Source organism: Geobacillus kaustophilus, from assembly GCF_000948285.1.
Lineage (GTDB): Bacteria > Bacillota > Bacilli > Bacillales > Anoxybacillaceae > Geobacillus > Geobacillus thermoleovorans_A.
On sequence record NZ_JYBP01000003.1, the window covers coordinates 3197764 to 3209569 of the forward strand.

Consider the following 11806-nt stretch of genomic DNA (forward strand, 5'->3'; position numbering starts at 1 on the left):
CCCCATTCCCTTTTTTCTCAGTATACCGGATGGCTTCGGAAGGGGCAATGGGAGAGGAAAATGGTCTTCCCTAGGAGAGCAACGCAACTCCGATTACCGCTCTGCCCTACCCTACGAACAGGTCATGTTCATGTCAAACCGAAGTCCTTCGCACAAGGCGAGAAACATTGCCGGCCAAATGTGAAAAAGGATCGGCCGCCAACCTTCCTCATCAAGAGAAGGTCTGTCGCACCGATCCTGTTCGCTAAACGGAAGCATACATCCGATCGAGCTCTTGCGCTTCGTATTTCGCAAACGGGTCGATGAGCGAAATTTTTTGCGCTTCCGCATCGCCAACGCCAGCGTACAGCTCGGCGGTGCCGTCGCCTTTGCGGACGAGCCCCCCGCTGAAGACAACGTTCGCCAAATCCGGCCGTTTCGCCGGTCCGTCTAAAAAGTGGGAGCGAAGCGCAAGCAATTCCAGCTCAGAACGCTCCATCGTCTCTGGATTCAAAACGAACACCATCGGGTAGTAATGGCGGTTGCCTTGCTCGTCAAAGCAAGCGATATGGCCGAGCGCCCCAACAAGCCCGTTTGCAAGCAAATGCGCCTCGTTCACGCCGCCCCATTCTTCATCCGTAAATTGGGCATCAAGAATCGGCGCTGCCTCGATCACTTCTGGCGTCAACTCATCGAGCGAAAAAATGCGGGTGAAACCGATTTTCCCACGGCCGCCTTTTTCCCCTTGTGGTCGGGTAAACACGCCGATCGAGCCATCTTTCAACTCGACAAGGCGGATGTCTTTCATCCCGTCCGGCCCTTCGGCGAACTTTTCCAAGCGGCGAATGTTCGGTCCGCGGTAAAAGACCGTCCGCCAGCTATGCTCGCCAACAAACACCGGATGTGGGAACGTCTCCACGCCGCCAAACACCAATTGGCCGTGAATCCGCGACACGAACGGGTCTTGCAAGGCGAACACCGGCGCTCCTTCACGAGGGACCCAAACGCCGTCGCGCTCGACGAAAAAGTACACTTCCGACTGCTCGCTGTCGCGCGCCTCGACGCGCCCAGCGATCACCCATTCTCCTTCATCCACAAATGGTGCGGAAATATTATAAACGTCTCGGTCCCCGACACCCGCAAAGCAGAGTTTTTCCGGCTCAAACGGCTGTGGGGCCGAACGAAATTCATCCACTAACACTTGACATGTCTTTAATGTTGGCAATGAGAATAACATGATTCATCCCTCCGGATGGCGCCAAAAACGCCCGCATTGGCATTTTTGGCTGTTTTTCCTGATCGCGGTTCGAACAGGAAACCCCACTCCCTTTCACACCGGCTTCGTCATTCGGACATCAACGATGATGCCACCTCCTGTCGGCCGGATGAGAAAGTCAATGAAACTCATTCATTCGTGTGTTCTTATTATAATATGATATGAGAAAGAAGGAAACACGTTATTCATTGCCAAAAAAAGAAGGGCCAAATGAAATCAAGGCCCTTTTTCTCCCTTTATTGGCGCTGTTGGACAAAACGGATGAATGCTTGATCAATATCCACCACCACAAACTCCACATCCTCGACCGGACCCAACACCTCGACAAACAACTGCGCCACGTTTTCTTTGTCAAGCCTTCCGACGCCTGTCCCTAGCGCTGGCAACGCCACCTTCTTGATTCCGTTCTCCCGACAGTGCGCGACGAGCCGCTCGAGACACGCCCGAACGATGTCATACGACGTCGCCCCTGCAGGCTGCTTCATCGTCACTAAGTGAAGGACCCCGCGAAACGGCAGCGAGCCTGCTCCTGTCACGTACAAATCGCCGGGCTTAGGGTCTTGCGCTTGACAGACGCGGATCGCTTCCTCCTCGATCACACGTCCCCCCGCCCGACGGATCGCCGCTGCCACGCCGCCGCCCATCGGCCCGATGCCGTTGGCGGCATTGCAAATGTACTCGACTCCTTCCACTTTGGTCAGATCGCCGACCATGGCGCGAATCATCCGAACCCCTCCTTAGCGATGTTGCGCAAAAACTCCCTAAGAACAACGGCATGGTTATGCTGCTCGTCTTTGGCGGCATAAAGCAACATCACCGTTCCGGAAAGCGAAAGCAGCTCCGTAACGAGCGCTTGCTTCGTCGTATCAGTCCTCCTGTTCATACGTTCTCGCAAACTCGGCAAACCGCTCCGGCCGATGGCCAAACCATTGCTGGAGGGCAGTCTCTTTCACCAGCGGTCACGGCACGCTTCGACCTTTGACACCGCGGCCAAAGGCGGTCGACGAGAATGCGGATGCCGTCATCCCGTTCCGCTGGAATATCAATTTGCTTTGTTTGGAACACAGGTCCGTTTCCCTACTTTCCTTTACACCTCTACCTCGTCCGAGTTCACTTTCACCACTAACGAACCGCCCGTTCTCCTCAACATTTTTTCCAGCTTGATCCTATAGGTCGATTTTACAGCAGGCGTCCTCACACGCGTCGTGATAATTCGTCCTTCAAACCGGTATCCAGACAACTTCTTGCCTAATTGTTCAACTGTCCGCATGATTTGCCGCACCGCTTCCACGAGATCAGACCCTTTTAATTCGACAAAAAACGCTCGGCTTTCTTCTAATACTAAAAATCAGGAAATCACAACGCTTTCCCTCCATGAGCAAACAATCATCCACACGGTACAAAGCGACGTGCTTTTGCTGCTTGTTGACGAAACGGACTCCCCTCCCATTTTCTTCAACGACAGCCAACCTTCGATGATCACAGTATTGCAAACAATGTTTCCACTCTGCAACGGCCATGTTTATTTTCCCTCTTCCTCCGCCTCCATAAGCTCATCGAGCACACGGTTGATAGAAGATGATGCTTCATCGATCGCCTTAACAAATTAATCCGCTCGATGAACTGTTCTGTTAAAACATCGAGTTGCTGCGAGTTAATATCTTGCAACTGATCAGATAACGCGGCAACTAAACTTCTCCCCGCAGGAATAAAAATGGATGTTTTCGAATCGCCAAACACGTCATCAATCGATGTCTTCACGGTTTCCAAAACACTCTGTTGGCGCGCTTTCCAAGAGGAGACATTCCAAAAGTCATCCAACCGTTGTTCTTGGTATTGCATCTCCTTTTTCATCTGAACAATATGTTTAAAGGTTTCTAAAATATCCCTTTTCAACGAATCGCTAAAGTGGATTTGTACATAACCGTCTTTTAAATCAAGACGAACAAACTTTCCAGCACCATACTCATAACGAATATGAAACGGTTTCATATGTTTTGTCGTGCCAAAGTATCCAACAAACTTTCTCCGAAGACGTTTATTGAATTCAAAAAATGGGTTATTTTCTTCCATTTGACGGAATGGCTCTTCACCACAAAGTGTACTTGACAAATAAAGACGATCATGATAGAGAAAATCAAAACAGCGTTTTTCCTTTTAATACCATACGTCTCTTTGAGCAACAAACATTGCTATCATGTTTGTCTTTAAAAGTCAAGTACATCTTTTGGTGATGAACCGACGGAATGAAATTAAATAATCTACCCATTCATCGAGAATTGATTGGAAGAAGAAGATAAGTTTACTAATCGTACTTTTTCCGCTCGCTTGGGGGCCGACCAAAATCGTAACATCGGTAATCTCCTCCTCAAACAGCTCGACAGGTCCAAAATGCTCGATCCGGATGCGAGGCATACCTACCCTCCTCCCTCTAGAGAGCCATTGATGAAATGAAAATTTTGACTTGATAACAGCTTTTTTCAATTTGAGAAACTTTGCAAAATCCATTTTTTCTCTGGTTGAGAACTACCAATTTACAGCGAACGACTGTTTTTTCACCACTCTTGTAGGCTTAGGCCATATGGCCACAGTCAACATTTCAACAAGCATGCCTTCCTCCACATACAACTGCCCAAAACAACCTGCAAATCATTCTTCACTATATTAGGTTGTAATAAAGAAATTTCCGATCTCCATGTCCCGTCTTTATCACCTGACAAGCTGACACGGTGACAAGAAGAGCGAACAATGCCATGTAAAACAAAATTGCAACTTATATAGCTACTCCCGATTGAATTAACTGTTGGCTGATCCCTTCGCCTCGGCCATCACCCGCTCCAAAAACGAAAGCAAATCATCCCGCAGCTCCTCGTTTTGCAAGGCAAACTCAATCGTCGTTTCGATAAAGCCGAGCTTTTCGCCGACATCGTACCGCTTTCCTTCAAATTCATAGGCAAATACGCGCTGAATTTCATTCAGCCGCCCGATCGCGTCCGTCAGCTGAATCTCCCCGCCTGCTCCTGCTTCCTGTTTCTCCAAAAACAAGAAAATTTCCGGCGTCAACACGTAGCGGCCGACGATCGCCAAGTTCGACGGCGCTGTGCCCGGGGCTGGTTTTTCCACGAAGCGGCGCACTTGGTAGCGTCTGCCTTGCTGCTCGAGCGGGTCGATGATTCCGTAGCGATGCGTTTCTTCCTCCGGCACGCGCTTGACGCCGATCACCGAGCTGAACGTTTGTTCATATTGCTCAATGAGCTGTTTTAAACAAGGCTTTTCCGCCTGGACGATATCGTCGCCCAACAGCACCGCAAACGGCTCGTCTCCAATGAAATTGCGCGCGCACCAAACGGCGTGCCCCAGCCCTTTCGGCTCTTTTTGGCGAATGTAGTGGATGTCAACTTTCGACGGCTCTTTCACTTTCTCAAGCAGATCGAGCTTCCCTTTTTGCTTAAGCATCTGTTCAAGCTCAAACGCGTAGTCAAAATGGTCCTCGATCGCCCGTTTCCCTTTCCCGGTGACGATGATGATGTCCTCAATGCCTGAGGCGATGGCTTCTTCGACGATATATTGAATCGTCGGCTTATCAACGATCGGAAGCATCTCCTTCGGCATAGCCTTCGTCGCCGGCAAAAACCGCGTCCCAAGCCCAGCTGCCGGAATGATCGCTTTGCGCACTTTTTTCATCTCCGATGGTTCCTCCTCTATCCAATGATCATCTGTTCTCTCAAGTCATGGCCAGTGTTGTTGATTTCCCAGCTGCGAACAAGCCTTCAAAATGAACAAGTGCCGACTTGCCCTATGTATCGGCGTTGTTTTTATTATACCAAATCCTGTTGAACGGAAAAGAAACGGAATGACGCCATGAACGTTAAAACGCCCCTTTATCGCACATAACCGCCACGAAAGCATCCTTTACCCCGTATGTTGGCGGCAAACCAAAAAAAGAAACGCCCGGCCACCCAGGCGTTTCTGTTCTGATGCCGCAGCGCGCGTCACCCTTTCACAAGCGAAGCCAAAATCTCGCTAAGCTTCAGCTCGACGCACGCCATCGACGTATCAGCGGCGCCGTAATACATCTTCACGATATCACCGTCAACGAGCGCACCGCACGAGAACACGACGCGGCCGAAAAACCCGTTCACCTCATAATCCGCTTCCGGCTCGACAAGCGGCCGGTCCGAGCGGGCGAGAACCTTCGCTGGATCGTCCAAATCCAACAGCACCGCCCCCATGCAGTAGCGGTGGTCATCCGACGCGCCGTGGTACAACTCGAGCCACCCGTGCTCTGTTTTGATCGGCACCGCCCCGCCGCCGATGCGGGCGCTGTCCCACTTTCCTTCACGCAGACCGAACAAAAAGCGGTGATTCCCCCAATGAAGCAGATTCTCCGACTCGGCGATCCACACTTCGGGGCGGCCGTTGCTTCGCGGCACGGGGCGATGGAGGGCGTAATATTTGCCGTTGATCTTCTCCGGAAAAATGAGCACATCTTTGTTTTCCGGCGCGAAAATCATGCCGTGGTGCGTCACCGTCCGAAAATCCGTTGTCGACACCATCGCCTCGCCGACTCCTTTTGACGAAACGGCGCTGAAGTAAATGTAATACGTGCCGTCAATGCACGTAATGCGCGGGTCTTCAATGCCAAACATCTCGAGCTCATTCGACGGGTAGACGAACGGGCGGTCGTCGATCACAAACCGCCGCCCGTCTTTACTGCGGGCGAGGCGCAAATACGAGAGCGACGTCAAATAGGCAAACCGATCGGCCCCCGCCTCTTTAATGACGCGCGGATCGGAAAAATCATAGCGCGGATCGTCTTTGCGAAATTCGTAAATATCGACCTTCCCCGTCTCTGGATTCCACACCGGCGCTTTCACAATGTTCGGATCATCCGAAACGGGCCGCTCGGCCACCCGAAGCAAAAGCAGCACTTCTCCTTGAAACATCGCCACCCCGGCGTTAAACGCCCCGATCACTTCAAACCCGTCGTGGTACGGCGACACGTCTTTCGGCGTAATGAGCGGGTTTTCTTCGTAGCGGTAAAGGTGCATCGTCACCACTGCCTTTCATATTTCGTAAATGGATCAACAATTGTTAGTTTTTGCGCTTCTGCATCACTCGTTCCAGCGTAAAACTCGGCCGTTCCGTCCCCTTTGCGAATCAACCCGCCGCTAAACACGACATCCGCCAAATCCGGGCGCTTCGCCGGGCCGTCGAGGAAATGGGCTCTTGTGGCGATCAGCTCCATTTCCGACGCTTCCCCCGTATCGGGATTGAACGCGAACGCCATCGGATAATAATGACGGTTCCGCTCCTGATCGAAACAAGCGATATGGCCAAGGACGCCGACAAGCCCGTTATCAAGCAAATGCGCCTCATTGGCGCCGCCCCATTCTTCATCGGCAAATTGGCCGTCAATCAATGGAGCCCTCTCAATCGCCTCCACCGTCAACTCGTCAAGCGTGCCAATGCGGATGAAGCCGATTTTTCCGCGTCCGCCTTTTTCCCCTTGTGGACGGGTGAACACCCCGACCGACCCATCCCGCAGCTCAACAAGACGAATGTCTTTCATCCCGTCGGGACCGGTGAAGAAATGCGCCAATTCCTTGATCGTTTTTCCGCGGTAAAACACCGTCCGCCAATACAACTTCCCGTGAAGCACGGGATGCGGAAACGTCTCCACGCCGCCAAACACGAGATGCCCGTGCACCCGCGAAACAAACGGATCCTGCAAAGCAAACATCGGCGCCCCTTCCCGCGGCACCCACGTTCCTTCACGCTCGACGAAAAAGTATACTTCTGATTGCTCGCTGTCTCTTGCCTCCACCCGTCCGGCAATGACCCATTCGCCATCGTCTTCGAACGGGGCGGAAATGTTGTACACATCGCGTCCTCCAACGCCGGCAAACACGAGCTTCTCCGCCCGAAGCGGCTGCGGCCCGCCCTGGAATTCCTCAAGCAGTGTCTTGCATGTTTTCATCGTCGGCGTCCTTGTCTGCATCACGTCTCTCCCTGCTCCCTTTTCCAACATAATGGTTCTATTTATTTTAATATGAACTGCATGCCTTCCTTAAAATTCTTGCTAAACAAAAGGAACAAAACCAAAATCGGCAGCGTGAGAAGCACTGAGGCGGCGTACATCGGGCCTGGGTACCCTCCGTACGGGCCGAACATTTGCGCCAACAAAACGTTTAACGTCAACATCTTTTCGTTATTCACCACAAGCATATCCCAAAGCAGTTCCACCCATCGCTCCATAAAAAGGAACAAGAAAATGATCGTCGTAATCGACCGCGACATCGGCCAGACAATACGGCGAATGATGGTGAAATGGCCCGCTCCATCCATCTTGGCCGCTTCGATCAATTCATCGGGAATGCTGCGGAAAAAGTTCGTGTACATAAAGATGGCCCACAAGTTGACTGCCTTCGGCACGATCATCGCCCAATACGTGTTGTACCAGCCGAAATACCGGACGATCAAAAACAGCGGAATAAGCAAAATGATCGATGGATAAAACATTTGGAACAAAATCGCGTTGTTGACCCACTGTCTCCCTTTAAACTTCACTTTCGACAACGCATATCCAACCATCACCGCCGTCACAAGCATGAGCAGCGTTGACGCCGTCGTAACGAGCAAACTGTTGAAAAACGCCCGAAGCCACGGCCGCGGCACGACATCTTCGCCGCCTTGAAACAGCCATTCATACGAGCGAAGCGTCAATGATGACGGGATAAGCTTTCGGTCGACCTCATTCCATGGGGCAAGAGAGCCTAACACCATATACAAATACGGAAACACCATAACGAGCAAAACGGCAAACGCCAACACATAAAGCAATCCGACCTTCCATGTTTTACTCCCAGCCATGTTTGCCACCCCATTTTTCCAACACCTTGCGAAAAACGAAAATCGACGCAAAGGTGACGATCGAATTGATGATCGCGACCGCTGTTCCGTAACCCGCATTTAGTTTTTCAAACGCCTGGTTGTAAATCTCCAGCTGCCACGTATGGGTCGCATACTCCGGCCCGCCGCCTGTCAGCACATACGGTTCGGTGAAAATGCCAAACATCAAGCCGACCGCCAAAATCGTCACGGTATAAAACGAAGGATACAGCATCGGAATCGTCACGTGCCAAACCCGCTTCCAGCCGACCGCCCCATCGATTTCGGCCGCTTCATACACTTCTTTCGGGATGTTTTCCAACCCGGACAAAAACAGCAGCGCATAATATCCGACAAACTTCCACGCCATCATGAGCGCAATGACGAGCGGGGCTAATATCGGCGACCCGAGCCAGTCAATATCCCAGCCAAACGCGTCTCGCAAAAATTGATTCAATGGGCTGTTGTAGGAAATGACGCCTTTCACGACGATCGATGACGCCACCCCTGACGCCAAGTACGGCAAAAAATATCCGACGGCAAACAATCCTTTCCACCGAGGAAGATGGTGAAGGATCAGCGCCAAAAACAGCGAGCCTGCAATCACGATCGGCACGAACATCAACATAAACTTATACGTCACCCAAAACGCCGCCCGCACGCTCGGGCTGAAGAAAGCGTCAATGAAGTTTTGCATTCCAACTGTCTCGTATTCTGGAGAAATCAAGTTCCAGTTCGTAAAAGCGAGATATAACGCCCAAAACAGGGGAATCAAAAAGAAAACAGAGGAATAGACAAGGTATGGGCTGGCAAGCAGCCAACCCACTTTTGTTGCCTGTTTATTCATGTTATTTTAACACCCCGTTAATCGCCTTTTCCATGTCCTCCCACGCTTTGTCTGGGGTTTTCTCTCCTTTTACAACCGGATTCAACGCCTCTTTGCCGATCAGCTCTTGAATCTCAACCATTTTCGCGTTGTCCATCGGCGGTATGGCGTTCGGAATGTTTTCCGCATACAGTTTCAGCTGCGGATTTTGTTCAAAATAGGAGACAAACGCCTCGTTCGTCGACAAGTCGTCCCGCGCCGGCGGCAAATTCGTTTCCTTCAGCCATTCCAAATCGTTTTGCGGGTCAGAATACACCCATTTGACAAAATCAAACGCGGCTTGTTGCTGCTCTTTCGTGGCCGAAGCGTAAATGACCAGCCCTTTTGTATCGGCGAACGTTTTCGCCTGCGACGGGTCCATGCCATCAGGCACAGGCGGCATCGACAAAACGTATTTCTCGTTAAACTTCATTTCCGGAAACTTCTCGGCCCAATACGGGAACGCCCACGGCCCTAAATCGGACATCACGGATGTACCGCTTTCAAACGGGTCTTTCGTCTCTTTCATCAACACGAGCTTGTTTTTGCTTAAATCAGCGAAAAACTGGAGCGTCTTCACCCCTGCGTCACGATCCGCACTCAACTTGTTCCCATCGATGAAATGCATCCCATTCGACGCCGCATTGTAAATCATAAAGAAGTCAAACCATCTCGCCCACCACGTCGGCTTGGCCAAGTCGGCTCTCGCCCATAGAAACTTGTTCGGATATTTTTCTTTCAGCTTTTTGCCGACTTCAATGACTTCGCTGTACGTCTTCGGCGGAGCGTTATATCCCAATTCTTTCAGAATATCGATTCGCCACCCAAACAGCATAGCGTTTGAGTAAATCGGCAGCACATATTGATGGCCATCGGCAAATTTCCATGTTGAAATCGTGCTCTTCATTTGCCGCTTGGCGATTACATCATCAAACCCTTCAATTTGGTCGAGCGGCACAATCGCCCGGCTGTCCGCCAGCTGCGCGGCAAACCCGCGGGAGATGTTTTCCGAAATGACCGGCGCGTTTCCCGCCGCAATCGCCGACTGAATTCCCGCCTCCGAAGAAGGGCTTTCCGGCATCGGCGATACTTTGATTTTCACGTTTTGATGCTCTTCCATATAGCGGTCCGCCATCTTCTTCCAGAATGCTTGCTGCGTCGGGTTCGGCGCCGCCCAAAAATCAATTTGTACGGTCGATCCTCCCTTCTTCTGCCCTTGTTCCTTCTCCGTCTGTCCTTGACAACCTGTTCCAATCACCGCGGCAGCCATCAACAACGCAGCCAGCTTGAACCACTTGCGCTGGTTCATCGTCCATTCCCCCCTTGTATGGATGAGCAGTCGATAAAACGCTTACATAAACAAACGCCTCAGAAAACCCTTCCCTTCTCATGACAAATCACTGAGACGGACAACTTTGTCAACTAAAATTAAATGTTTTTATCACGTTACAATGACATTATTTCATGATTTTAATAAATAGTCAACTTCTTTTTGCAGAAAAGACAAGAAAAATAATGAACGTTGACACAAGGCATTAACTTGACAATTAATATTTGTAACGTTACAATACCGTTCCGTATATAATATATTTTTTTCCGGAGGTTTGCATGTCTTTCATTTTCACAAGGAGGTATACTTGAACTAAAGAAAGCAAGAAACCAAACGCCGCGAAAGCGGAAACAACCTTCAAGATTTCGATGTATACTTGAACTATGAGAAACGAGAAATCGCAATTGTCGCCCTTGTCGGCAAAAAATAGCGAACAAGTGGAGGTAGTGCATGAAAAAACGCGTCACCATGCAAGACATCGCCGATCGATTGAACATTTCCAAAAACTCGGTCTCTCAAGCGCTGCGCGGCAAAGAAGGGGTCAGTGAGGAAACGAGGGAACTTGTGAAGCGCGTGGCCAAAGAAATGGGGTATGAATATCCCGCCTCCCGCGCGAAATCGCGCGGCAAACCGCCGAAACAAATCGCGCTCATCGCCTCCGACCGCACGTTTTCATTGAAATTTTTCGGCGAAATTTATTTAAGCATTGAACAGGAAGCACTGTCACGCGGCATGAAGCTGCACATCCAATCGGTGAACAAAGAGCAAAAAGAACAGCTTCTTTTGCCTTCGTTCATCGAGGAAAAACAAGTCGACGGGGTGATCGTCCTTTCCCATATCAGCACCGAGTACATTCAACAAATCATCGCCACGGGCATCCCGACCGTCCTTGTCGACCATCACCACCCGAACATTCCAGCCGATGCGGTGCTGACGAACAATCGGTTCGGAGCGTATGCCGCCGTCCAGCATCTTCTCGAGCTGAACCATACCGACATCGCGTTTGTCGGCGACATCAACTACTCGCCGAGCTATCAAGAACGGTATGAAGGGTACTTATTGGCGTTGAAAGACTATGGGGTGAAACCGAACGAGGAGTGGATGTTCCGCCACGCGCAAGAGGACGAGACCGCCATCGCGAGCTACATCCGCGGACTGAAACATCAGCCGACCGCCTGGTTTTGCGTCAACGACGGACTTGGCTTTTTCGTCACCACCGCCCTGCAACAATACGGACTAAAAGTGCCCGATGACGTTTCCGTCTGCAGTTTTGACAACGGCCAGCTGTCGCAAATCGCGACGCCGAAAATCACGACTGTTGACATCGACCTGAAGCGCTACGGCAAACGAGCAGTGGAGCTTTTGCTCTGGCGTTGGGACAACCCGAATGAACCATTTCAAGAAGTGTTATTGTCCACAAAACTAATCAAGCGGGAATCAACAGCAGCGAAACAGAAGCGCTAGG

Annotated in this window: 13 protein-coding genes; 1 reads left to right on the plus strand and 12 read right to left on the minus strand. The window is 50.9% G+C overall.

Annotation, left to right across the window (positions count from 1 at the left end):
• Positions 1–244 precede the first annotated feature (244 nt).
• From LG52_RS16425 to LG52_RS16475, 12 genes are all read right to left on the minus strand, one after another.
• Positions 245–1216, minus strand: a complete 972-nt coding sequence (locus tag LG52_RS16425) for an MTP-1 family protein (RefSeq protein ID WP_044732759.1) — start codon at positions 1214–1216, stop codon at positions 245–247.
• Between the two features lie 275 nt (positions 1217–1491).
• On the minus strand, positions 1492–1980 hold the full coding sequence (locus LG52_RS16430) for a macro domain-containing protein (RefSeq protein ID WP_020755180.1): 489 nt from the start codon (positions 1978–1980) through the stop codon (positions 1492–1494).
• Positions 1977–2138: a DUF488 family protein gene (locus LG52_RS20700; protein ID WP_122983788.1), complete on the minus strand. Its 162-nt coding sequence runs from the start codon at positions 2136–2138 to the stop codon at positions 1977–1979. Before LG52_RS20700 ends, LG52_RS16430 begins: the two co-directional genes overlap by 4 nt.
• Positions 2135–2320 (minus strand): DUF488 family protein, encoded by a 186-nt coding sequence (locus tag LG52_RS20945; RefSeq protein WP_331436735.1) that lies wholly within the window; start codon positions 2318–2320, stop codon positions 2135–2137. The genes LG52_RS20700 and LG52_RS20945 overlap by 4 nt, the downstream gene beginning before the upstream one ends.
• A gap of 414 nt (positions 2321–2734) precedes the next feature.
• Positions 2735–3328 carry a hypothetical protein gene (locus tag LG52_RS18540; protein WP_052524544.1) on the minus strand — a complete coding sequence of 198 codons (594 nt, stop codon included), beginning with the start codon at positions 3326–3328 and terminating at the stop codon, positions 2735–2737.
• A 141-nt stretch (positions 3329–3469) separates the two neighbouring features.
• On the minus strand, positions 3470–3670 hold the full coding sequence (locus LG52_RS18545) for a hypothetical protein (RefSeq protein WP_052524546.1): 201 nt from the start codon (positions 3668–3670) through the stop codon (positions 3470–3472).
• A gap of 381 nt (positions 3671–4051) precedes the next feature.
• Positions 4052–4939, minus strand: coding sequence for a UTP--glucose-1-phosphate uridylyltransferase GalU (gene galU, locus LG52_RS16450; RefSeq protein ID WP_044732760.1), 888 nt, complete (start codon positions 4937–4939; stop codon positions 4052–4054).
• Positions 4940–5247: 308 nt separating this feature from the next.
• Positions 5248–6306 carry a glycoside hydrolase family 130 protein gene (locus tag LG52_RS16455; RefSeq protein WP_044732761.1) on the minus strand — a complete coding sequence of 353 codons (1059 nt, stop codon included), beginning with the start codon at positions 6304–6306 and terminating at the stop codon, positions 5248–5250.
• Positions 6307–6308: 2 nt separating this feature from the next.
• A complete protein-coding gene (locus tag LG52_RS16460; RefSeq protein ID WP_044732762.1) occupies positions 6309–7256 on the minus strand; it encodes an MTP-1 family protein in 948 nt (315 codons plus the stop codon).
• A gap of 41 nt (positions 7257–7297) precedes the next feature.
• Positions 7298–8128, minus strand: a complete 831-nt coding sequence (locus LG52_RS16465; protein WP_044732763.1) for a carbohydrate ABC transporter permease — start codon at positions 8126–8128, stop codon at positions 7298–7300.
• Complete coding sequence (locus tag LG52_RS16470) at positions 8115–8993, minus strand: carbohydrate ABC transporter permease (RefSeq protein WP_044732764.1); 879 nt, start codon at positions 8991–8993, stop codon at positions 8115–8117. Before LG52_RS16470 ends, LG52_RS16465 begins: the two co-directional genes overlap by 14 nt.
• Before the next feature lies 1 nt (position 8994).
• Positions 8995–10320 (minus strand): extracellular solute-binding protein, encoded by a 1326-nt coding sequence (locus LG52_RS16475; RefSeq protein ID WP_044732765.1) that lies wholly within the window; start codon positions 10318–10320, stop codon positions 8995–8997.
• A gap of 471 nt (positions 10321–10791) precedes the next feature.
• Here LG52_RS16475 and LG52_RS16480 point away from each other — a divergent pair, with 471 nt between their 5' ends.
• On the plus strand, positions 10792–11805 hold the full coding sequence (locus tag LG52_RS16480) for a substrate-binding domain-containing protein (RefSeq protein ID WP_044732766.1): 1014 nt from the start codon (positions 10792–10794) through the stop codon (positions 11803–11805).
• Position 11806: the final 1 nt, after the last annotated feature.